Raw genomic sequence first — 21,827 nt, 5'->3', positions numbered from 1 at the left:
TGCCATGGTTGCAGACCAGTAAGGACATTCGATGGACCAGCCCACTTCCCGGATCCGATCGCCCTGGCGTAACTGGCTGGGTCCTGTGCAGAACAACCTGCTGCTGGGGGTGAGCTTCTGGCTGGGGTTGGCAGTCATTACCGCGTTGTTGCTCTACAGCGGCTACAACGCTCTGGTGGGGGCTGACCGGCAAAACCTGGGGTATGCGGTACTGGGCGGCACGTCCGGCTTCGTCGCCACTGCGTTGGGCGCCATGATGGCGGTGGTGCTGCGCGATATCTCGTCCCGTACCCAGGACATCATGCTGGGTTTCGCCGCGGGCATGATGCTCGCCGCGAGTTCATTCTCACTGATCTTGCCGGGGATCGAGGCTGCGCAGGTCATTTGTGGCAATCAGCTGCTTGCCGCGTTTGTCGTCGTAGTCGGCTTGGGGCTGGGCGTCGCCTTGATGATCGGCCTTGACCGTTTCGTTCCCCACGAACACGAGTTGAGTGGTCGGCGCGGCCCGCAGGCCGAACGCATCAATCGTGTCTGGCTGTTCGTCCTCGCCATCACCTTGCACAATTTACCGGAAGGCATGGCCATTGGTGTCAGTTTTGCCGACGGCGATTTCAAGGTCGGCCTGCCCCTGACCACCGCCATTGCCATCCAGGACATCCCCGAGGGCCTGGCCATTGCCATGGCGCTGCGCGTTACCGGCATCAGCACCCTGCGTGCCGCGCTGATTGCGGTGGGCTCGGGTCTGATGGAACCGCTGGGCTCGGTGATCGGCCTGGGCATGTCCTCGGGCGTGGCGGTCGCGTACCCCATCAGCCTCGGGCTGGCGGCGGGGGCGATGATCTTCGTGGTGTCCCACGAAGTGATTCCCGAGACCCACCGCAACGGCCATGAGACGCCCGCTACCCTGGGCCTGATGATGGGGTTTGCGGTGATGATGTTTCTCGATACTGCGCTCGGTTGAAGAGCTGCTCGGGCGCGAAGCGCTCGTCAGTTCATCGGGGCTGCGCAACCGAGCGCGAGCAAGCGCTCTCGCATGGGTTTTATGTGTTTTTGCCAAGCCCCTGTTCCTCGCCACCTATACTCAACCCCGTGGGTGACATGAATCCGGGGTGGCGCGATCGTGCTGCGTTCGCTGATGCTGGCCGTGTTGATCGTTTTGGTGGGGTGCGCCACGCCTCAGCGCGGGCAACAGGGCGCCACGGTGGCAATTTCCCAGGACACTTGGCGGCAGGTAGATCGACAAATCATCGCCGCGTCGAAAAGTGCCATCGAACAGGCCGGACTCTACGCTCGTGGGTCGATGGAGCATTGGCGGTTGTTGGTGTATGAACGTACCGAGGCCGAGTTCATTCCCTGGTTCAGCAGCTACTGGACCCAGGAGTGGCTGGCGATGAAGGTCAGTTGGTATTCCGCCAGTGCCAAGGGTGAAGAGGGTTCCTCGGCCAGGCGCCTGGCGGTTTATCTGCAAGAGCAGTATCGCGAGCAGGTGTTGGAGCCGGTGGCGGTGGAGATCGATCCCGAGGCGATCAGGGCGAATGCGACGAGTTATTACCTGCGATTGCTCAATCAGCAGGTCCAGCTGATCGGCCAGCGGCAGCACATCCCCACCGAACTGATGAGCCGGCGCTTGCACGCGATTCCTGCTGTCACCCTGGGCCCACCCGCGGCGCGTAACGCTTCGTTGTATGAGATGGTCCATACCGAACCGCTGAACACCCTGCCGGCCTACGCCGCGTTGATCGACCACGTCAACAAGGCCGCCGCCACCGGTTCGGGACCATCGGACGCAGTGATCGCCACGGTGGCACAACGCACCAGTGAAAAGATTGAAGCGCAGTTCGCCACGCGAGGGGCGGCCGGTGCGGCGGCGGCCGTGGCGGGGAAGGCGGCGGGGGCATTGATCTCGGTGGGCGTGGCGGGTATTCGCGCCATTATCCACGAGGGCGAGCGGCCGGAAATGGAAACGCAGATCCGCAAAAGCCTGAGCGCCGCGTTCGACGAGGCCTGGTTCACCTCGCTCAAGCATCCCCTTAGCGGGGTGATGGCGCCGGTGTACTACCTGGGCGAGGAAATAGAAGGCAACCTGGTGGAGGCGGATCTGGCCAATCGAGCGCTGGTGTTGCCGGACATCAAGCCGTGACGGGGCGGGCTCATTCGGGCCCGAGGGTGACGCGGCAACCCTTGCGGTGGCGGATCTGTTCGTCCGTGGGGCGCTCTTTTACGAATTCGAAGCGTGGTTCACCTTCGCTGTAGATCACCAGCCAGCCCCATTCCAGCTCACTTTCATCCTGTCCGGGCCTGGGCGGCGAGGCCCACCAGGGTTCTTTCTGCATGATCTGACGCATGGTGTACCTCCTGCCGTTTGATCCCCTCAACTATAGACTGCTCGATTTCGTGACAAGCGCCGGTGAAAACCCTTGCATCTATTGTGTCGTGCAAGGCTCCTGTGGCGAGGGAGCTTGCTCCCGCTGGGCTGTGAAACAGCCCCATCAAGGGTTTGCCGCAACTGATCTCCCCAGGGTTGGATCAGGGGCCGCTTCGCGCCCCAGCGGGAGCAAGCTCCCTCGCCACGGATTTTACGGGCAATCCAGTGTGCTCTGACACCGCCCATCAGCGTCTAGCGTCTGTATCCCCGCACTCGAACGGGGAATGACTGGACCCTGCGCATATGCAAGCACTGTTGAACGAGATCCTCGATGCGGTTCGCCCCCTGATCGGTCAGGGCAAGGTGGCCGACTACATTCCGGCCCTGGGCACCGTGGTGCCTAACCAGCTGGGCATTGCCGTGTACGGCAACGACGGCGAGATGTATTGCGCCGGCGACGCCGATACGGTGTTTTCTGTGCAGAGTATTTCCAAGGTGTTCAGCCTGGTGCAGGCCATCGGGCATTCCGGCGAAGCGATCTGGGAACGTCTGGGCCATGAGCCATCCGGCCAGCCTTTCAACTCCCTGGTGCAGCTGGAATTCGAGCGCGGTCGGCCGCGCAACCCGTTCATCAACGCCGGCGCCTTGGTGATTTGCGATATCAATCAGTCGCGTTTCGCCGCCCCCGCGTTGTCGATGCGCGATTTCGTGCGGCGCCTGTCAGGCAACCCGCAAGTGATGGTGGACGGCAAGGTCGCTGAGTCGGAATACCAGCATCGCGCACGCAACGCCGCGATGGCCTACTTGATGCAGTCCTTCGGCAACTTCCATAACGACGTGGAGGCGGTGCTGCGCAGTTATTTCAGCCACTGCGCCCTGCGGATGAGCTGCATCGACCTGGCCCGGGCGTTTTGCTTCCTGGCCAACGACGGGTTCTGCAAACACAGTGGCGAGCAGATCCTCAGTGCGCGGCAGACTCAGCAGGTCAATTCCATCATGGCCACCAGCGGGCTGTATGACGAAGCCGGTAATTTCGCCTATCGCGTGGGCCTGCCGGGCAAGAGCGGGGTGGGGGGCGGAATTGTTGCGGTAGTGCCGGGACGCTTCACGGTGTGTGTCTGGTCGCCTGAGCTCAATGTCGCCGGTAACTCGCTGGCGGGCATGGCGGCGCTGGAGTTGCTCAGCCAGCGGATCGGCTGGTCGGTGTTCTAGGCACCATGAAAAAGGGCCCGTTCCTGGTTGAGGAACGGGCCCTTTTTTACTCAAGTGCAATCAGCAGAGGCGGTCAATGACCCGCACTTGCGAAGTGTTCTGTATCGACTCCCAGGCCTGGGTCAGCGTTTGCAGGACGCGTCCCATGAAGTCCTTGTCCGCGGCGGCCTTCTTGCCGACGTAGCCCTGGCCGCGACGGTACATCTTCAGCCGGGCGCACAGGTCCTGAGTGTTCTTTTCGAACTCGTCTTCCTGGGTGTAGGGAGACAGGCAGTCCATATGCACCTGGCCAGTCTTGCTGATCCACAGGATATGGCTGTCGAGAGTGTCCTTATGTGCTGCGAACATGCGAGCCAGTTCATCAATAGATGGTTGATTATTCAGATTCATGTGTAAGCCCCTTGACCATTTGGTTGATCTGTCTGGTGGTTCGCAAAAACTTCGCTTCTCGGTAAGTGCCTGCCTGCTACCGAAACCAGGCCGTCAGCGTTCGTCCGTCGAACTTCGACGGGGTCGTGCATCGGTTGTGTAGTGTTATCGAAGGGCTGCTACGCAAATGCGCTACAACGAAGAGAAACAGCGAAGAATCGTCAGGCATGTCAACTTTCGAGGGTCGACCACGCGCGTCATGAGGATTGATCGCCAGCGTTTCTCGTCCTTGTTACCGGACGGTCATGCCAGGTCAGCACCTTCAATCTGCCTTGTGGGCAGTCCCTTATCCAAAAAACAGCTCGGCGGTCAGACGAGCTTGCTCAAACAATTTACCTGTACTCCCGATCGGGGAGACGTCTGCATCATGCAAGGGCAAATCGGAAGCGTCAACGGTTTTGTAGTGATTATTTTTGGTCACTACATATTGTCGGACAAAATGGTTTGGGTATGAAGAATGGGGCTTGAGGCCTGGACCCGTGGCGAGGGAGCTTGCTCCCGCTGGGGCGCGAAGCGGCCCTAAAACCTGGCGGTGCGGTGGGTCAGGGTGAGCGAGGGGTTGTGGAGGAGGGGCTGCTGCGCAGCCCAGCGGGAGCAAGCTCCCTCGCCACGGGCTTTGTGTTTGGCGGAACCTGATCGGCTCAGGTGGCCTTGGCCTTGCTGGCCTTGCGCGGTGCGCCGCCGGTCTTGCGCTTGGCCGGCTTGCGCTTGTTCTTCCACGGTGTGGCCCCGCGCCCGGCAGGGCTGGCCGGGCCGTTGATGGTCAGGCTCATGCCCTGGCAGCGAGCGATGTGCTTGCTCATCCACGCGGCTTGCCGGGTCACGAATTCTTCCAGGCTCATTTCACCGCTTTGCACCATGTCCAGCGCTTGCTCCCAGATGGCGGTGGTGCCCGGGTCGGCGATGGCGCGGGGCACGGCGTCGATCAGGCTGAAGGCCGCCGGAGTGGCGGACAGGGCCTTGCCGTTTTTCACCAGATAACCGCGGTCGAGCAGCCCCTGGATGATCGAGGCCCGGGTCGCTTCGGTGCCGATGCCGGTGGTGTCCTTGAGTTTTTGCTTGAGCAGCGGGTCTTCTACCAGTTTGGCGACGTTTTTCATCGCCTTGATCAGGTCGCCTTCGGTGAATGGCTTGGGCGGTTGGGTCCACAGGTCCTTGAACTTCACCTCGTCCACCGCGCAGTCACGACCTTCGGCCAGCGCCGGAAGGGTTTGCGGCGTCGGTGCTTCACGACCCTTTGCCGGCGCCAGCGCTTCGGGCAGGGCGCGTTTCCAGCCGGGTTCGACGATCTGCTTGCCCACGGCCCGCAACGCTTGGCCGGCACAGTCAAAGTCGGCCTGGGTGCGGTCGTACTCGTGGTTGGGCAGGAACTGCGCCAGGTAGCGCGCACGAATCAGCGTATAGACGGCTCGTTGCTTGTTGGCGAGTTTGTCGAGGTTCTTCGCGGCGGCGGTGGGAATGATGCCGTGGTGGGCGCTGACCTTGGCGTCGTTCCAGGCCCGGGATTTACGCTGTGGCTGCAGGTGCTCGCGCAGCGGTGCAAGGCTTGGGTCGGCCTGGGCGAGGGCGGCCAGGATCGCCGGTGCTTCGCTGTGCTGGCTCAAGGGCAGGAAACCGCAATCGCTGCGGGGATAGGTGATGAGTTTGTAGGTTTCGTAGAGCGACTGGGCAATGTCCAGGGTTTCCTGGGCGCCAAGGCCGAGCTTCTTCGAGCAGATTTCTTGAAGGGTGCCCAGGTCGAACGGCAGCGGCGCCGCTTCGCGCAGGCGCTCGGTACGCACTTTCAGCACCCGGGCAGTGGCGGCGTTGCCCATGGCCTGGGCGGCATCGCGGGCCAGGGCCTGGTTCAGGCAACGCTCCTGATCGTCGCAAGCATCCGGGTCGGCGCGCCATTGGGCGGTGAAGGCCGTGCCATCGTGGCTGAGCTGCACGTCGATGGCCCAATAGGCGACCGGCACGAAGTTGGCGATGCTGCGGTCGCGATCCACCACCAGTCGCAGCGTCGGTGTCTGCACGCGGCCCACCGGCAGCACGCCTTGGTAGCCGGACTGGCGCCCCAGCAGCGTGAACAGGCGACTCATGTTCATGCCGATCAGCCAGTCGGCCCGGGAACGGCCCAAGGCCGAATGATACAGGTTGAAGGTTTCGGCGCCCGGCTTGAGGGTCGCCAGGGCCTTGCGGATCGACGCCTCGTCCAGGGCCGACAGCCATAGCCGTTGGATTGGCCCGCGATAGCGGCAATGTTCCACCAGCTCCCGGGCGATCATTTCGCCCTCACGGTCGGCGTCGGTGGCAATCACCAGTGCCTTCGCTTCCCCCAGCAGGCGCTTGACCGCCTTGTATTGGCTGGCGGTTTTCGGCTTGACGGTCATTTTCCATTGCGCCGGCACGATAGGCAGGTCGGCCAGCACCCAGCGCTTGTAGCGGGCGTCGTAGGCGTCGGGCGGAGCGGTTTCCAGCAGATGACCGATGCACCAGGTGACCGTGACGTTCGCGCCCAGCCAGCAACCGTCGCCACGGCGCGTGGCACCGAGCACGGCGGCGATGTCCTTGGCCTGGGACGGCTTTTCACATAGGTACAACTGCATGGCACCCAATCCTCAACAGACTTCATGGGGCTGTAGCATGGTCATGGATGCGTGTCGGGGCAAGTTTTATCTGTATGGATATACAGATAAAACATTGCTCTGGGTTGCGACGGGATGTCTGGCACGACGTTCGGCGGGATAACTACAGGCAAAATGAATTTCTCGCACAGGCATCGCTCATAACTTGCACAGCGGTTGAAACCGCAAAAAAGATTTATGAGGTCAAGGAGAGTCACTTTCATGAATTCGATGCCAAAGGGCAACGGACAGGCGACTACACGTTTGATCCTCGTTGTTGAAGATGATCCGACGATCCTAGAGTTTTTGTGCGAAATCCTCGAAGACGAAGGGTTTGTCGTGGAGCCTCGGGAAAGCGCCGACGCGGCACTGACGTTTCTCGAGGAGAGCGCTGATTACGTCGACCTGCTGCTTACCGACATCACCATGCCCGGCATGCTGAACGGTGCGGACCTGGCCAACGTTACCGGTGACCGTTGGCCGCAGATACCGTTGCTGATCATGTCCGGTTTCGAGACCCCGGAAAGCGCCGGGATCAAGCACCACGCGTCCTTCATCGCCAAGCCTTGGGCGTTGGGGCAGATGTTGGATCTGGTGGAAAGCACGGTAAAGGATCACCAGGTTCACTGAGGCATTCGGCAGGCAGACCTTGTGGCGAGGGAGCTTGCTCCCGCTCGGGTGCGCAGCGACCGCCAAGAGGGGCCTGCTTCGCAGTCCAGCGGGAGCAAGCTCCCTCGCCACAGGATGTTGCTGAAGCAGCCGTTTCTCAGTTCTTATCCAGGTCCACGTTCCGGGTTTCCCGCAGGCAGATCATGCCCACTACCAGGCTCACCCCGGTAATCACCACCGGGTACCACAGCCCGTAGAAGATATCCCCGGTGTAGACCACCAGGGCGAACGACACGGTGGGCAGGAAGCCGCCAAACCAGCCGTTGCCGATGTGGTAGGGCAGGGACATGGAGGTGTAGCGGATCCGGGTTGGGAACAGCTCGACCATCAACGCCGCCAACGGGCCGTAGCACATCGCCGAGATGATGATCAGCGCCACGATCAGCGCCACAATCATCGGCCGGTTGATCTGTTGGGCGTCGGCCTGCTGCGGGTAGCCGGCCAGGGTCACCGCACCGCGCAGGGCGGCTTCGTCATAGCCTTCGAGTTTCACGTCGCCGACACTGACCTGCACCGTGCTGCCGGCCGGGGCCGCGACGCTGCTGTAGGGCAGGCCTTGCTTGACCAGGAAAGTCTTGACCTTGTCGCAGGGGCTATCAAAACGCGCCTTGCCCACCGGGTCGAACTGGAAGGTGCAGGTGGCCGGGTCGGCGATCACGGTGATTGGCGCCTGACGGCTCGCCATGTCGATGGCCGGGTTGGCATAGTGGGCCAGGGTCTTGAAGATCGGGAAGTACAATGCCGTCGCCAGCAGCAGGCCGATCATCAGTACCGGTTTGCGCCCGACCTTGTCCGACAGCCAGCCAAAAAAGATGAAGAACGGTGCGCCGATCACTACGCTGACGATCAGCAAGCTGTTGGCCAGGGCCGGGTCCATTTTCAGGAACTGGGTGAGGAAAAACAGCACGTAGAACTGTGCGGCGTAGAAGGTCACTGCTTGGCCGGCGTTGATGCTGAAGAGGGCGATCAGCACCACTTTCAGGTTTTCCCATTTGCCGAAGGATTCGCGGATCGGCGCCTTGCAGCACTTGCCTTCTTCTTTCATTTTTACGAAGGACGGCGATTCGTGCAGGCTCAGGCGAATCCAGGTGGAGATGCCCAGTAGCAGGATCGACAGCAGGAACGGAATGCGCCAGCCCCAGACTTCGAACTGATCACCGGTGAAGTAGCGGCAGCCCAGCACCACCAGCAGCGACAGCAGCAGCCCGAGCGTGGCGGTGGACTGAATCCAACTGGTGTGGAAGCCGCGCTTGCCCATGGGCGCGTGTTCGGCGACGTAGGTGGCGGCGCCGCCGTACTCACCGCCCAGGGCCAGGCCTTGGAGCATGCGCAGCACCACCAGGATGATCGGTGCGGCGATGCCGATGGTGGCGTAGTTGGGCAGCAGGCCGACGCAGAACGTCGCCAGGCCCATGAGCACGATGGTTGCCAGGAACGTGTATTTGCGTCCGATCATGTCCCCCAACCGCCCGAACACCAGCGCACCGAACGGCCGCACGATGAAGCCGGCGGCGAACGCCATCAGCGCGAAGATGAACGCCGTAGTGTCGTTGACCCCGGCGAAGAACTGCTTGCTGATCACCGCCGCCAGGGCGCCGTAGAGGAAAAAGTCGTACCACTCGAACACCGTCCCCAGGGACGAGGCGAAGATGACTTTCTGGGTTTCCTGGCTGGTGCCGGCGCTGCGCGTGGCTTCCAGGGGCTGAACATGTTCAGACATTGCGGTATCCCTCACAGTGATTGTTTTTGTTGTTCCACTGTCGACGCCGGGGTGGCGTCTCCTGCTTTGATGCGTTTCCTTTGCTTACACACATTCCCTTGTGGGAGCGAGCCTGCTCGCGAATGCGGTGTGCCAGTCGACATCATCGTTAGCTGACACACCGCCTTCGCGAGCAGGCTCGCTCCCACAGGGGGACTCTGTTGTTCTTCAGACCGTGGCCGGCTCCTTTTGGGACGTGGTGATTCTTGTGTCTGCCTCAAGCATCATCTGCGCCGCCTTCTCGGCAATCATCAGCGTCGGCGAGCAGGTGTTGCCCGAGGTGATGCGCGGCATGATCGAGGCGTCGGCGATGCGCAGGCCTTTGACGCCGTGGACCCGCAGTTGCGCATCCACCACGGCGTCGCGGTCCTGGCCCATGCGGCAGGTGCCCACCGGGTGGAAAATCGTCGTACCGATGCGAGCGGCGGCCTGGTGCAGTTCTTCTTCAGTTTGCAGGCTGGGGCCCGGCAGGTATTCCACCGGTTTGAAGCGGCTCAGCGCGGGGGCCGCGACGATGCGTCGGGTCAGGCGGATGGCGTCGGCGGCGACCCGCAGGTCTTCGGGGTGGCTCAGGTAATTGGGCTGGATCAGCGGCGCTTCGTGCGGGTCGGCCGAGCGGATATCGACCCGGCCACGACTTTGCGGACGCAGGTCGCAGACCGACGCGGTGAACGCCGGGAAGCTGTGCAGCGGTTCGCCGAAGCGTTCCAGGGACAATGGTTGTACGTGGTATTCGAGGTTGGCCGAGGTCTGTTCCGGCCCCGAGCGGGCGAATGCGCCGAGTTGGCTGGGGGCCATGGACAGTGGGCCGCTGCGGTCGTACAGGTAGCGCAGGCCCATGCCCATCTTGCCCCATAAGGTGCCGGCGATCTGGTTCAAGGTGCGGGCATTTTCCAGCTGGTAGATCAGCCGCAGTTGAAGATGGTCTTGCAAGTTGCCGCCGACGCCGGGCAGTTCATGCACCACGCCGATGCCCAGGCGTTGCAACAGGTTGCGTGGGCCGATCCCGGAGCGTTGCAGGATCCCCGGCGAGCCAACGGCCCCGGCGCACAGCACGATTTCCTTACGCGCCTTGAAGGTCATGCCTTTGCCTTGCCAGCGGGCGCTGACGGCGTAGGCCCGGTCATCACGCAGCAACACGCGGTCGACTTCGACGTCGGTCAACACGGTGAGGTTGGGGCGCTGGCGAACCGGTTTGAGAAAGGCCTTGGCCGCGTTCCAGCGGACCCCGGCCCTCTGGTTGACCTGGAAGTAGCCGCAGCCTTCATTGTCGCCGCCGTTGAAGTCGTCGACGTTGGGAATGCCGCTCTGCTCGGCGGCGGTGCGGAACGCATCGAGAATCGGCCATGACAGGCGTTGGCGTTCGACTCGCCATTCACCGCCGGCACCGTGGAATTCGGAATCGCCGGCAAAGTGGTTTTCACTCTGCCTGAACAGCGGCAACACGTCGTTCCAGGCCCAGCCGGGATTGCCCTCGGCGGCCCAGCCATCGTAGTCCGCAGCCTGGCCGCGCATGTAGATCATGCCGTTGATGGAGGAGCAACCGCCCAGGACCTTGCCCCGTGGGTAACTCAAGGCGCGCCCTTGCAGACCGGGTTGCGCTTCGGTCTTGAAGCACCAGTCGGTGCGGGGGTTGCCGATGCAGAACAGGTAGCCGACCGGGATGTGAATCCACGGATAGTTGTCGCGCCCACCGGCCTCGAGCAGCAGCACCCGATGTTGCGGGTTGGCCGAGAGCCGGTTGGCCAGCAGGCATCCGGCAGGGCCGGCGCCCACGATCACATAATCGTATTCATCGACGACAGGTTGCATTCGCGACCTCATTTTTTGTTCTTGTGGGAGCCATCCTAGTTGTTAGTTTTCGTCAAAAGAATGTTAGTTTTTGCGCAGCTGCTGTGCGTTTATAAACAGCTGTGCCGTCAGGCGTGTTCAAGGAGGGTTGATGTTCGACTGGAATGACCTGCGCTACTTTCTGGAGCTGCAACGCAGCGGTCGCTTGCTGACGGCCGCACGCCGCCTGAACACCACCCACGCCACGGTGGCCCGGCACATCGAAGCCATCGAGAAGAGCCTGGGCACCGCGCTGTTTGTCCAGCATGCCCAAGGCTACGAACTGACCCCGGCCGGCGAGGCGCTGCTCAAGCACGCCGAGGCCATGGAAAACGTGGCGCTGCTGGCCCAGGAGGACATCACCCAGTCCAGCGCGCCCCTGGGCAAGATCCGCCTGGGGGTGACCGAAGGTTTGGGCATCATGTTCCTGGCCAGTCGCATGGACGGGTTGTTCCAGCGTTATCCGGGGTTGGAAGTGGAGCTGGTGGCTGTGCCGCGGTTTGTCAGCATCCTCAACCGTGAGGCGGAAATCAGCATCCATCTCGAACGCCCGGCGGCCGACCTGCTGGTGACCCGCAAGCTCACCGACTACAGCCTGGCGCTGTACGCCAGCCAGGCCTACCTGAATCGCTCGCCCGCGCTGCGCAGCCGCGAAGACCTGGCCCGCCACGCCTGGATCGGTTACGTCGACGACCTGCTGTTCAGCCAGGAACTGATGTTCCTCAACAGTTTTTGCCGCAACCCCCGGGTGGTGTTCCACAGCACCAGCGTCATCGCCCAGCAACAGGCTGCGCGCTCGGGCCTGGGGATCGCTGTGCTGCCTTGCTACATGGCCAGCGGCGACCCGACGCTGGTGCCACTGCTGCCAGACGAAACCATCCGCCGCAGCTACTGGATCAGCACCCGCCGTGAACTGCATAAATCCGTGCGGTTGCGGGTGCTGTGGGATTACGTGGTGCAGTTGTGTGAGCGTGAGCAAGGGTTGTTGCTGCCCTGATCACGCAATCCCGAGACAACACCTGTGGCGAGGGAGCTTGCTCCCGCTGGGCTGCGCAGCAGCCCCAAATCATTCAACACGGTGTATTTGGGAAACATTAGGTAGGTTTTTACGGCTGCTGCGCAGCCGAGCGGGAGCAAGCTCCCTCGCCACAAGGACTTGTGCAGTCAACCTGTGAACTGACTGGCGGCGCTTGTCAGAAAAATCCCGAAAGAGTACAAATGTACTCCATGACGACTCTCACGCCCCGCCGTACCGCCATCCTGACCTTCATCCGCGAACGCATCGCCGAGCAGGGTCAGCCTCCGAGCCTCGCTGAAATCAGCGAGGCGTTCGGTTTCGCCTCCCGCAGTGTGGCGCGCAAGCACGTGCTGGCGCTGACCGAGGCCGGTTTCATCGAGGTCAATCCGCACCAGGCCCGAGGTATCCGCTTGCTGAACCAGCCAGCGCGCCCCGAACTGCTGGACGTACCGGTGCTGGGGCGAGTGGCTGCCGGCCGGCCGATTGGCGCCGATGCCGAGGTCCACAGCCGCTTGATGCTGGACCCGGCGATGTTCACCAAGGCGCCGGATTACCTGCTGCGGGTCCAAGGCGACTCGATGATCGAGGACGGTATTTTCGACGGTGACCTGGTGGGCGTGCAGCGCACGCCGCAAGCCTCCAACGGCCAGATTGTCGTGGCACGCCTGGACGGTGAAGTCACCATCAAGCGCTTCGAGCGAATCGGCGAACGGGTGCGCCTGCTGCCGCGCAACCCGGCCTACCAGCCGATCATCGTCGAAGCCGACCGAGACCTGGCCATTGAAGGGGTGTTCTGTGGCCTGTTGAGGCAAGGCTGATGGGCGCTGTCGTCGCGCTGGACACGCTGTTCAATGGCGGCCAGGTCTGGAAGGGCCGGCCTGCTCCTCCGGCCGCCAGCCCACAACCCACCGGCCATGCTGCATTGGACGCGGCGTTGCCCAGCGGTGGTTGGCCGGAAGCGGCGTTGACGGAATTGCTCATCGCCGCGCCGGGCGTGGGTGAGTTGCAACTGGTGTGGCCGACCCTGGCGCGGTTGTCGGCGGCGGGGGAGCGGATTGTGCTGGTGGCGCCGCCGTTCGTGCCCTATCCCCAGGCCTGGCAGAACGCCGGGGTAGACCTGCGCCAATTGTCAGTGATCCGGGCCGATGAGCGCGATGCCCTGTGGGCCACCGAACAATGCCTGCGCTCGGGCAGCTGTGGCGCGGTGCTGTGCTGGCCTCGCCAGGCGGACGACCGGGCCCTGCGCCGCCTGCAAGTGGCGGCGGAAACCGGCCAGACCCTGGCGTTCGCTTGGCGCTCGATCCAGGAAGCCATCAACCCGTCGCCGGCCGCCTTGCGCATCGCCATCGATGCCCGGCCTGGGCAATTGCGCGTGCTCAAGTGCCGGGGCGGGCTGACCCGTTCGGCGCCGATTGCCTTCGCCACGCCTGCCTCACTGACAGAGCATTGAGGTTGCGATGCGCTGGGTGTGTATTCTTTTCCCGCAATTGGCGCTGGACGCCGCGCTGCGTCAGCGCCCCGATCCAGACGAACCCCTGGCGCTGCTGACCGGTCCGGCCCAGCGACGGGTGCTGCAAGCGGTGAATGCACCGGCCCGTGCCCTGGGCTTGCGTCCCGGCCAGACCATGACCGCTGCCCAGGCCCTGAGCAAAGGGTTTGCCACCGCCGAGTACGACGCGGCGCAGATCGAGCACTGGCAACAGTTCCTGGCGGCCTGGGCCTACCGTTTCAGCTCCCAGGTCAGCGTGCATTATCCGCGCACGGTGGTGTTCGAGATCGAGTCGAGCCTGGGCCTGTTCGGACCCTGGCCGGTGTTCGAGGCGCGGTTGCGGGCCGAGCTGACCGAACTGGGCTTTCGGCATCGCATCGTCGCCGCTCCGAACCCGGTGGCGGCACGGGTATTGGCCAATGCCTATGACGCCCTGGTGGTCCCCGATAGCGAGACTTTGCAGGCGTGCCTGGCGCAAATGCCGGTGGACCGAATCGGCCTGGAGCCCGACGTCGCCATGGCGTTGGCGCGCATGGGCCTGCGTCGCCTGAGCCAGGTCCAGGCCTTGCCCCGGCACACCCTGGCACGACGCTTCGAGGCCCAAGTGCTCAAGCACCTCGACGCGCTGACAGGCAGCCGCACCCTGGCGTTGTCGTTCTATTTGCCACCGGACCGTTTCGATGTGCGCATCGAGCTCAACTACGACGTGCAGTCCCATCAGGCGTTGCTGTTCCCGTTGCGCCGGCTGACGGGTGATCTGTCGGCTTTCCTCTGCGGTCGTGACAGCGGCGTGCAGCGGTTTGACCTGCACCTGGAACACGCTGGATTGCCGGACACGCTGATCAAGGTCGGTCTGCTCAGCGCCGAACGGGATCCTGCGATGCTCTTCGAATTGGCCCGTGGCCGTTTGGAACAAGTACAGGTGGAGGCCCCGGTGCGGGGCTTTCGCTTGTGTGCCGAAGACCTGCCGAGTTTCGTGCCCCAGCGCCAGGAACTGTTCGATGAGCGCCCGCAACAGTCCTTGCCCTGGGAGCAACTGCGCGAACGCTTGCGGGCCCGGCTGGGGGATGACGCGGTGCAGGGCCTGGGGTTTCGCGACGACCATCGGCCCGAATGCGCCTGGCAGCTGACCCCCCAGCCGCAGCCGCTGGCCTGCCCGGTGCGCGATGGCGTGCAGCGTCCCGGCTGGCTGCTGGGTGAACCCCAAGCGTTGCAAGAGAGCCAGGCACGCATCCTTATCGGCCCGGAGCGCATCGAATCCGGCTGGTGGGATGGCGCCGACGTACGCCGGGATTACTACCTGATCGAAACCCGTGCAGGACAACGAGGCTGGGCCTATCGACCGGTGGGCGAGGGCGGGCCACTTTGGTTGCAGGGGTGGTTCGCATGAACGTCGAATATGCCGAACTGCATTGCCTGTCGAACTTCAGCTTCCAACGCGGCGCCTCCAGCGCCCTGGAACTGTGTCGACGGGCTAAAGAGCAGGGCTATCAGGCCCTGGCGATCACCGACGAATGCACCCTGGCCGGGATCGTCCGGGCCTGGCAGGCGGCCAAGGAGCTGGACTTGCAACTGATCGTCGGCAGCGAGATCCAGGTCGAGAACGGTCCAAAGTTGGTGTTGCTGGTGGAAAACCTGGAAGGTTACCAAGCCTTGTGTCGGCTGATCACCCGTGCCCGGCGTCGGAGCGAGAAGGGCCGCTATCGCATCATGCGGGAGGACTTCGACGAGCCCCTGCCGGGATTGCTGGTGCTGTGGGTGCCCGAGGGTAAAGCCTCCGAAGAACAGGGCCGCTGGCTCCAGTCGAGGTTTGCCGGGCGCCTGTGGCTGACGGTCCAGTTGCATTGCGGGCAGGACGACCGGCGTCGGTTGGCGGATGTGCTGGCGTTGGCGGAGCGCTTGAGCCTTCCGGCCGTGGCCAGTGGCGATGTGCACATGCACGTGCGTGGTCGTCGCGCCTTGCAGGACACCATGACCGCCATTCGCCACCACGTCACGGTGGCCGAGGCTGGCCAGCGCCTGCACCCCAACGGCGAACGCCATCTGCGTAGCCGCAAGGATCTTGCGGATCTCTATCCCCGTGCCTTGCTCGATGAGACGCTGAACATTGCCCGGCGCTGTACCTTCGACCTCGGCCAACTGCGTTATCAATACCCCCGCGAGCTGGTGCCCGAGGGCCATGATCCGGCGTCCTGGCTACGGGAACTGACCGAGCGCGGCATGTGCGCACGTTGGCCTGATGGGGTCAGTGATAAGGTCCGGCGACAGATCGACAAGGAATTGGCGTTGATTGCCGAGCTGGGCTACGACAGCTATTTCCTCACCGTGCAGGACATCGTCAGCTTCGCCCGGCAGCAGCGCATCCTCTGTCAAGGACGTGGTTCGGCGGCCAACTCGGCGGTGTGTTATGCCCTGGGCATTACCGAAATCGATCCGAGCCAGACCAACCTGCTGTTCGAGCGATTCCTGTCCAAGGAGCGCAACGAGCCGCCGGACATCGATGTGGATTTCGAGCATGAGCGCCGCGAAGAGGTGTTGCAATACGTCTTCCGGCGCTACGGTCGCCATCGCGCGGCGCTGACGGCGGTGGTCAGCAGCTACCACGGTGCAGGGGCGGTGCGGGACGTCGCCAAGGCCCTGGGCCTGCCGCCGGACCAGGTCAACGCACTGGCCGATTGTTGTGGTCGCTGGAGCGACGAGGCCCCCCCCGTAGATCGCCTGCGCGAAGGTGGTTTCGATTCGGACAGTCCGATACTGCGCCGGGTGCTCGGCCTGACCCAGCAACTGATCGGTTTCCCTCGCCACTTGTCCCAGCACCCGGGCGGCTTCGTGATTTCCGAGCAGCCCCTGGACACCTTGGTGCCGGTGGAAAACGCCGCCATGGCTGAGCGCACCATCATCCAGTGGGACAAGGACGACCTGGACGCGGTCGGGCTGCTCAAGGTGGATGTACTGGCCTTGGGCATGCTCAGCGCGATTCGTCGATGCTTCGACCTGATCGAACACTACCGGGGTCAGCGCCATACCCTGGCGTCGTTGCCCAAGAACGATCCGGCGACCTACGAGATGATCAGTCGCGCAGACACCATCGGCGTGTTCCAGATCGAATCACGGGCACAGATGGCGATGCTGCCCCGGCTCAAGCCCAGGACGTATTACGACCTGGTGATCGAAGTGGCGATCGTGCGGCCGGGGCCGATCCAGGGCGGCATGGTGCACCCGTACCTGAAACGGCGAAACGGCGAGGAGGCCGTCACATACCCTTCGCCAGAGCTGGAGACGGTGCTGGGGCGGACCCTGGGCATTCCGTTGTTCCAGGAGCAGGTCATGCAGATTGCCGTCGTCGCGGCCGACTACACGCCTGGCGAGGCCGACCAGTTGCGTCGCTCCATGGCCGCCTGGAAGCGCCACGGCGGGCTTGAACCGCATCGGGTTCGCCTGGCGCAGGGAATGGAAAAAAATGGCTACACGCCTGAATTCGCCGCGCAAATTTTCGAACAGATCAAGGGTTTCGGTAACTACGGCTTTCCTGAATCCCACGCTGCCAGTTTCGCCTTGCTGACCTACGTCAGCAGTTGGCTCAAATGCCACGAACCGGCGGCGTTTGCCTGTGCCTTGATCAACAGCTGGCCCATGGGTTTCTACAGCCCGGACCAGATCCTCCAGGATGCGCGCCGACATCAACTGCAGATCCGTCCGGTGGACGTGCGCGCCAGCGATTGGGATTGCAGCCTCGAAACCGTGGAGGGGCGGCAACCGGCGATCCGCATGGGCCTGCGCATGGTCAAAGGCTTTCGTGAAGAGGATGCTCGTCGTATCGAAGCGGCTCGTCGACAGCGGGCCTTCACAGACGTGGCCGACTTGGGTGAGCGTGCGCAACTCGATGCGCGGGCCCAGGCGCAACTGGCCGACGCCGATGCCTTGCAGGGCTTGGCCGGTGATCGTCATCGTGCCCGCTGGGAGGTGGCCGGGGTGCAGAAACAACTGGGCTTGTTCGCCGGTTTGCCCAGCCAGGAAGAACCCCCCGTGGACCTGCCAACACCCACCGTGGGAGAGAACCTGTTTGCTGATTACGCCACGCTCGGCACGACATTGGGGCCTCATCCGCTGGCCCTGCTGCGCCCCGAACTGCGGGGCCGCCGTTGTCGCAGCTCACGGGAATTGCAGGAAGTGGAACATGGCCGCAACGTCAGCGTCGCCGGGCTGGTCACCGGCCGCCAACGTCCGGGTACGGCCAGCGGCGTGACCTTTGTCACCCTGGAAGATGAATTCGGCAACCTCAACGTGGTGGTCTGGCGCGACCTGGCCGAACGTCAACGCAAGGTTCTGGTGGGATCGCAGTTGCTCAGGGTCGACGGGCGCTGGGAAAGCGTCGGCGAGGTCCGCCACCTGATTGCCGGGCGCTTGAGCGATTTGAGCGATTTGTTGGCGGGTATCCAAGTGTATAGCCGCGATTTTCGCTGAAATCGGCTGCCAACTTGTTTGGACCGAGAACATGCCGGACCTGTGGCGAGGGAGCTTGCTCCCGCTGGGCTGCGAAGCAGCCCCAAACCTGTCACCGCGTTTCGCCTGGCACACCGCATGTACCGGCTTTTACGACGGCTGCGCCGCCGAGCGGGAGCAAGCTCCCTCGCCACAGGATCGAGCCTGGATCGACCACCATGAAACCAAACGCCACCGCAGCGCTCGAAGGTCTGAGCGCAAGGGACTCGTGTTATACGTTCCCTGCAAGCATTTTCAGGTTCAGAGTCGACCCATGCAGTTCTTATCCCAAAATCATGGATGTTCCGGTTGGGACGGTGAGATGGCCGGGCGCATCCGCGCGTTCGATTGGAGTCGGACCGAGTTGGGCGCTATCGAGCACTGGTCCCCCAGTCTGCGCAACGCTGTCCAAATGCTGCTGGCTTCGCCCCTGCCGATGGTCATGTTGTGGGGCCGCCAGGGCTTCATGATCTACAACGATGCCTATGCTGAGTTTGCCGGTGGTCGTCATCCGTACCTGCTGGGGTGCGCGGTGGAGTTGGGTTGGCCGGAGGTCGCCGAATTCAATCGCCATGTGCTGGATGTCTGCCTGGCCGGTGGCACCTTGTCTTATCGCAGCAAGGAGCTGGTACTGCTGCGCAACGGCAAACCTGAAGACGTGTGGATGGATCTCTACTACAGCCCTGTCCCCGGTGATGACCAGGCTCCGGCAGGCGTTTTGGCAGTCGTGGTAGAGACCACCGAGCATGTGCTGACCGAGCGTGCCCGGCAAGAAGCCGAGCGCAGTTACCGGGCCGTTAATGAGCGCATCCAGCTGGCCCTCTCGGCCGGGCCATTGCTGGGGTCGTTTGTCTGGGACGTCCAGGCCGATACGTTGTCTGGCGATGAGCGTTTTGCCCGTACCTTCAACTACCCGCCAGATACTCCATTGGACGCACTGCCCGTTGAGATTGCCCGCCAGCGCATCCACCCGGATGACCTGGAAGAGGTCAACCAGCGGGTTGAACTGACCGTGCGTACGGGCACCCCTTACAGTGCTGAATATCGGGTGCGGCGCCTGGGCGGTGATTACCTGTGGGTGTTGGCCAGCGGTCGATGCGAGTTCGATGCGACGGGCACTCCCCTGCGTTTTCCGGGGGTGCTGATCGACATCAACGAACGCAAGACCGCCGAAGCCTCGTTGCTCAAATTCACCCGAGACCTGGAGCAGCGCGTCGCCGACGAGGTGCATGCGCGATTGGCGGCTGAGGAGCAGCTGCGCCAGTCGCAGAAACTCGAGGCCATTGGTGGTCTCACCGGCGGTGTGGCCCATGACTTCAACAACTTGCTGCAAGTGATTGCCAGCAACCTGCACTTGCTCGCCCGCCACGAGCTGGACAACGCCAATGTGCAACGGCGGGTCAATGCCTCCCTCGAAGCCGTGGAGCGGGGTGCCAAGCTGTCATCGCAACTGCTGGCTTTTGCCCGACGCCAGCCACTGTCACCGGCGGTCTACAACCCACGGCGGATCTACGACGGCCTGGTCGAATTGCTGCAACGGGCCCTGGGCGAGACCATCCAAATCGAAGTGAGCTTGCCCCAGGAGCCCTGGTGCATCCATGTCGATCGCAATCAACTGGAAAATGCCCTGTTGAACCTGGCGATCAATGCTCGCGATGCCATGGGCGGCGAGGGCACGATCAGCATGATTGGCGAGAACATCCTGCTCGATGAGTCATCCTGCGCCGGCAAGGGGCTCCCGGCAGGTGACTATGTGCGTTTGTCGGTAATCGATCGCGGCGCAGGCATGCCGCCCGATGTCCTGAATCAAGTGTTCGAGCCGTTCTTCACCACCAAGACTCACGGCCAGGGCACCGGCCTGGGACTGAGCATGGTGTTCGGGTTCGTCAAGCAGAGTGGCGGCCATATCGAGATTTCCAGCAGCCTGGGGGAGGGAACGCGGGCGCAGATGTATTTCCCCCGTAGCCTCCAGCCTGAAAACACGGAAGAGGCGCACCACGACTCGCTTCAGCCTGGTGGGCAGGAAACGATCCTGGTGGTGGAGGACAACGACGAGGTGCGCCGGGCCTCGGTGGAGTTGTTGGAGCAGTCCGGTTATCGGACCCTCACGGCCGTCAACGCCGATGAGGCCATGAAACTGCTGCTCGAGGGCGCCGCAGTGGACCTGATCTTCACCGATGTGGTCATGCCCGGCCTGATCAAGAGTTCCGACCTGGCAGCCTGGGCCAAGGTGCAGAACCCAGCGGTACCGGTGCTGTTCACCTCGGGCCACACCCGGGACATCATCTCGCGGAATCACCAATTGAGCCCCGATACTCATTTGCTGAGTAAACCCTATGGGCCGGACGCGCTGACGCGGATGGTGAGGACTGTGTTGGGCGGCTGATCGAGGCCCTTAAACAAATGGAACCGAAGCCGTTGCGTCACCTTCGAATAAACAAGACCGGTCATCCATCCGGCCCTGCCATGAACGAGGTGCCCATGAACGACGATCCTGCAAAGTCCCAGCAACCAGACCAGACGCCAACTCCGTCCCCCCGTAACGATCCGGCCATCGATCCCCAGGTTCCGAGCACCCCGGCTGGCACCCCGCCGGTCAGCCCTGCAGGGGAAAACCAGGCCCAGAGCGCCGAAAGCGAAGTCGATCAGAAAAATCATCATCAGGACAATGACAATACCTTCAGTCCGGGCTTCAAGCCTGAACCGGACCGGCCAAAGTCCGATGACAGCACGGATGCGGATATCGACACGGACGGCGGTTAGTCAATAAAAAGCCCGACGCCATGGTCGGGCTTTTTCGTACTTCACCTGTTACTTGCTTGGATGAGCAGCCTGAAGTTTCTTGGCTTCTTCCAGGTGGTGTTGCAGGTCTGGCAGCATTTTCTGGGCGAACGCCTTGAGTTCGGTGTTGCCCGCCTTCTTATCGTCCGTAACCGTCTCGGCTTCTTTCTTGAACAGGGCGATGGTTTCTTCGTGGGCCATCACCTGGTTGTTGGCGTAGGCCGCATCGAAAGACTCATCCCGTACTTCGAGGATCTTGGCCTTGGCCTTCTTCATCAGCGTGGTTTCGTCTGGTACTTCGATGTCGTGTTTTTTCGCCAGCGCGAGTAGCTCTTCATTGGCTTTGGTGTGGTCGGTGATCATCTTGTTGGCGAACGCCTTTACATCTGCCGAGGCGCTTTTTTCCAACGCCAGCTTGCTGGTCTCGATTTCCGCAATGCCACCGGCCGCCGCATTGTCGACGAAGTCATTGGAGGTTGCGGCCCAAGCCATGCCCATGCTGGTGCTGAGGGCAACTGCCAGGCCGAGTTGACGTAGGGTAAATCCGTCCATAGGTAAGTCTCCACACAGGTTGAAAGAGCGATTCTTTTCGTCTCTGATCAATGGAGAGCGGCGCCGAGGCAAAGGTTTGATTGGAGGGGGAGGTGTTACGACGAACGGTCACCGCTGGTCGGATTGGCGGTCGACAGAACCCCGTCGACGAGGCCATCCTGATAATCGACGGGCGCTGTAAAGGCGTCTTCCACCGAACCACTGAAGGAGGTGTTCCATGCCGGTGTCCCACGATTTGTGCCAGGACCTGAACTGCACAAAAGACCACATCCAGCAAAAACGCAGCGAGGACCCAAGGCTCAACTCGTTACTTCAGAAATATTCCCAACTTGATGCCGAGGTGGTCGACGCCGAGAAGCCATCGTCGGCGTCGCTGTCTGATGAAGCCCTGGAGACACTCAAGAAGAAACGCTTGCTGCTCAAAGACGAGATTGCAGAGAAATTGAAGTAGTCGTCAGGCTGGCCTGCCTGTGAGGGGCCCTTTTGAAGGGCCCTGGACTTGTCGGGTGAAACTCAATGAACCCGTGGCGAGGGAGCTTGCTCCCGCTGGGCTGCGCAGCAGCCCCAAAACCATTCGACACGGTGCACCAGGAAAAAACGATTTCGCAAGTTTTACGACTGCTGCGCAGCCGAGC

Annotated in this window: 18 protein-coding genes; 12 read left to right on the top strand and 6 right to left on the bottom strand. The window is 62.6% G+C overall.

The features are described 5' to 3' along the window. Nucleotides 1-31 precede the first annotated feature (31 nt). Together QNH97_RS18690 and QNH97_RS18685 are read left to right on the top strand one after the other, a co-directional pair. A complete protein-coding gene (locus QNH97_RS18690; RefSeq protein ID WP_283553334.1) occupies nt 32-961 on the top strand; it encodes a ZIP family metal transporter in 930 nt (309 codons plus the stop codon). 159 nt (nt 962-1,120) lie between these two features. Next, the gene (locus tag QNH97_RS18685) at nt 1,121-2,140 is read left to right on the top strand and encodes a hypothetical protein (RefSeq protein WP_283553333.1); all 1,020 of its coding nucleotides are present in this window, start codon (nt 1,121-1,123) and stop codon (nt 2,138-2,140) included. Between the two features lie 10 nt (nt 2,141-2,150). On the opposite strand, the gene QNH97_RS18680 is transcribed toward QNH97_RS18685, so the two are convergent. After that, complete coding sequence (locus QNH97_RS18680; RefSeq protein ID WP_025214578.1) at nt 2,151-2,345, bottom strand: hypothetical protein; 195 nt, start codon at nt 2,343-2,345, stop codon at nt 2,151-2,153. A 323-nt stretch (nt 2,346-2,668) separates the two neighbouring features. Between QNH97_RS18680 and glsB the strand changes: the two genes are divergently transcribed. Continuing rightward, nucleotides 2,669-3,577, top strand: a complete 909-nt coding sequence (glsB, locus tag QNH97_RS18675; protein ID WP_025214577.1) for a glutaminase B — start codon at nt 2,669-2,671, stop codon at nt 3,575-3,577. Nucleotides 3,578-3,637: 60 nt separating this feature from the next. Here glsB and QNH97_RS18670 read toward each other — a convergent pair whose 3' ends face one another. After that, complete coding sequence (locus QNH97_RS18670) at nt 3,638-3,967, bottom strand: hypothetical protein (RefSeq protein ID WP_283553332.1); 330 nt, start codon at nt 3,965-3,967, stop codon at nt 3,638-3,640. 680 nt (nt 3,968-4,647) lie between these two features. Continuing rightward, complete coding sequence (locus QNH97_RS18665) at nt 4,648-6,594, bottom strand: DNA topoisomerase III (RefSeq protein ID WP_283553331.1); 1,947 nt, start codon at nt 6,592-6,594, stop codon at nt 4,648-4,650. A gap of 240 nt (nt 6,595-6,834) precedes the next feature. Between QNH97_RS18665 and QNH97_RS18660 the strand changes: the two genes are divergently transcribed. Beyond that, entirely contained in the window at nt 6,835-7,242 is a 408-nt protein-coding gene (locus QNH97_RS18660) for a response regulator (protein ID WP_283553330.1), read from the top strand. A 136-nt stretch (nt 7,243-7,378) separates the two neighbouring features. On the opposite strand, the gene QNH97_RS18655 is transcribed toward QNH97_RS18660, so the two are convergent. Both QNH97_RS18655 and QNH97_RS18650 read right to left on the bottom strand, forming a co-directional pair. Continuing rightward, nucleotides 7,379-9,001, bottom strand: a complete 1,623-nt coding sequence (locus QNH97_RS18655) for an MFS transporter (RefSeq protein WP_283553329.1) — start codon at nt 8,999-9,001, stop codon at nt 7,379-7,381. A gap of 207 nt (nt 9,002-9,208) precedes the next feature. Continuing rightward, nucleotides 9,209-10,852, bottom strand: coding sequence for a GMC family oxidoreductase (locus QNH97_RS18650; RefSeq protein ID WP_283553328.1), 1,644 nt, complete (start codon nt 10,850-10,852; stop codon nt 9,209-9,211). 130 nt (nt 10,853-10,982) lie between these two features. On the opposite strand from QNH97_RS18650, the gene QNH97_RS18645 reads away from it, so the two are divergent. The 7 genes from QNH97_RS18645 (at nt 10,983) to QNH97_RS18615 (ending at nt 20,622) form a co-directional block, all read left to right on the top strand. After that, entirely contained in the window at nt 10,983-11,867 is an 885-nt protein-coding gene (locus QNH97_RS18645) for a LysR family transcriptional regulator (RefSeq protein WP_283553327.1), read from the top strand. Between the two features lie 221 nt (nt 11,868-12,088). Continuing rightward, on the top strand, nt 12,089-12,706 hold the full coding sequence (lexA, locus tag QNH97_RS18640) for a transcriptional repressor LexA (protein ID WP_283553326.1): 618 nt from the start codon (nt 12,089-12,091) through the stop codon (nt 12,704-12,706). Further along, entirely contained in the window at nt 12,706-13,338 is a 633-nt protein-coding gene (imuA, locus tag QNH97_RS18635) for a translesion DNA synthesis-associated protein ImuA (protein ID WP_283553325.1), read from the top strand. Before lexA ends, imuA begins: the two co-directional genes overlap by 1 nt. A 7-nt stretch (nt 13,339-13,345) precedes the next feature. Beyond that, entirely contained in the window at nt 13,346-14,767 is a 1,422-nt protein-coding gene (locus QNH97_RS18630) for a Y-family DNA polymerase (RefSeq protein ID WP_283553324.1), read from the top strand. Beyond that, nucleotides 14,743-17,841, top strand: a complete 3,099-nt coding sequence (locus QNH97_RS18625; protein WP_283553323.1) for an error-prone DNA polymerase — start codon at nt 14,743-14,745, stop codon at nt 17,839-17,841. The genes QNH97_RS18630 and QNH97_RS18625 overlap by 25 nt, the downstream gene beginning before the upstream one ends. 292 nt (nt 17,842-18,133) lie before the next feature. Beyond that, the gene (locus QNH97_RS18620) at nt 18,134-20,245 is read left to right on the top strand and encodes a hybrid sensor histidine kinase/response regulator (protein ID WP_283553322.1); all 2,112 of its coding nucleotides are present in this window, start codon (nt 18,134-18,136) and stop codon (nt 20,243-20,245) included. Nucleotides 20,246-20,340: 95 nt separating this feature from the next. Continuing rightward, nucleotides 20,341-20,622, top strand: coding sequence for a hypothetical protein (locus QNH97_RS18615; RefSeq protein ID WP_283553321.1), 282 nt, complete (start codon nt 20,341-20,343; stop codon nt 20,620-20,622). Between the two features lie 48 nt (nt 20,623-20,670). On the opposite strand, the gene QNH97_RS18610 is transcribed toward QNH97_RS18615, so the two are convergent. Beyond that, complete coding sequence (locus QNH97_RS18610; protein WP_283553320.1) at nt 20,671-21,192, bottom strand: DUF4142 domain-containing protein; 522 nt, start codon at nt 21,190-21,192, stop codon at nt 20,671-20,673. Between the two features lie 217 nt (nt 21,193-21,409). Between QNH97_RS18610 and QNH97_RS18605 the strand changes: the two genes are divergently transcribed. Further along, nucleotides 21,410-21,643 (top strand): DUF465 domain-containing protein, encoded by a 234-nt coding sequence (locus QNH97_RS18605; RefSeq protein ID WP_283553319.1) that lies wholly within the window; start codon nt 21,410-21,412, stop codon nt 21,641-21,643. Nucleotides 21,644-21,827: the final 184 nt, after the last annotated feature.

Source organism: Pseudomonas sp. G2-4, from assembly GCF_030064125.1.
In the GTDB taxonomy this organism is placed as follows: Bacteria; Pseudomonadota; Gammaproteobacteria; order Pseudomonadales; family Pseudomonadaceae; genus Aquipseudomonas.
This window is presented reverse-complemented; position numbering and strand designations above follow the sequence as displayed.

What these genes read in the sequence shown, in the direction of transcription:
- QNH97_RS18660 (WP_283553330.1), top strand. Translation starts at nt 6,835, where the DNA reads ATGAATTCGATGCCAAAGGGCAACGGACAGGCGACTACACGTTTGATC.
- lexA (WP_283553326.1), top strand. Translation starts at nt 12,089, where the DNA reads ATGTACTCCATGACGACTCTCACGCCCCGCCGTACCGCCATCCTGACC.
- imuA (WP_283553325.1), top strand. Translation starts at nt 12,706, where the DNA reads ATGGGCGCTGTCGTCGCGCTGGACACGCTGTTCAATGGCGGCCAGGTC.
- QNH97_RS18680 (WP_025214578.1), bottom strand. Translation starts at nt 2,345, where the DNA reads ATGCGTCAGATCATGCAGAAAGAACCCTGGTGGGCCTCGCCGCCCAGG.
- QNH97_RS18610 (WP_283553320.1), bottom strand. Translation starts at nt 21,192, where the DNA reads ATGGACGGATTTACCCTACGTCAACTCGGCCTGGCAGTTGCCCTCAGC.
- QNH97_RS18690 (WP_283553334.1), top strand. Translation starts at nt 32, where the DNA reads ATGGACCAGCCCACTTCCCGGATCCGATCGCCCTGGCGTAACTGGCTG.
- QNH97_RS18615 (WP_283553321.1), top strand. Translation starts at nt 20,341, where the DNA reads ATGAACGACGATCCTGCAAAGTCCCAGCAACCAGACCAGACGCCAACT.
- QNH97_RS18645 (WP_283553327.1), top strand. Translation starts at nt 10,983, where the DNA reads ATGTTCGACTGGAATGACCTGCGCTACTTTCTGGAGCTGCAACGCAGC.
- QNH97_RS18650 (WP_283553328.1), bottom strand. Translation starts at nt 10,852, where the DNA reads ATGCAACCTGTCGTCGATGAATACGATTATGTGATCGTGGGCGCCGGC.
- QNH97_RS18670 (WP_283553332.1), bottom strand. Translation starts at nt 3,967, where the DNA reads ATGAATCTGAATAATCAACCATCTATTGATGAACTGGCTCGCATGTTC.
- QNH97_RS18655 (WP_283553329.1), bottom strand. Translation starts at nt 9,001, where the DNA reads ATGTCTGAACATGTTCAGCCCCTGGAAGCCACGCGCAGCGCCGGCACC.
- QNH97_RS18620 (WP_283553322.1), top strand. Translation starts at nt 18,134, where the DNA reads ATGCAGTTCTTATCCCAAAATCATGGATGTTCCGGTTGGGACGGTGAG.
- glsB (WP_025214577.1), top strand. Translation starts at nt 2,669, where the DNA reads ATGCAAGCACTGTTGAACGAGATCCTCGATGCGGTTCGCCCCCTGATC.
- QNH97_RS18630 (WP_283553324.1), top strand. Translation starts at nt 13,346, where the DNA reads ATGCGCTGGGTGTGTATTCTTTTCCCGCAATTGGCGCTGGACGCCGCG.
- QNH97_RS18665 (WP_283553331.1), bottom strand. Translation starts at nt 6,594, where the DNA reads ATGCAGTTGTACCTATGTGAAAAGCCGTCCCAGGCCAAGGACATCGCC.
- QNH97_RS18605 (WP_283553319.1), top strand. Translation starts at nt 21,410, where the DNA reads ATGCCGGTGTCCCACGATTTGTGCCAGGACCTGAACTGCACAAAAGAC.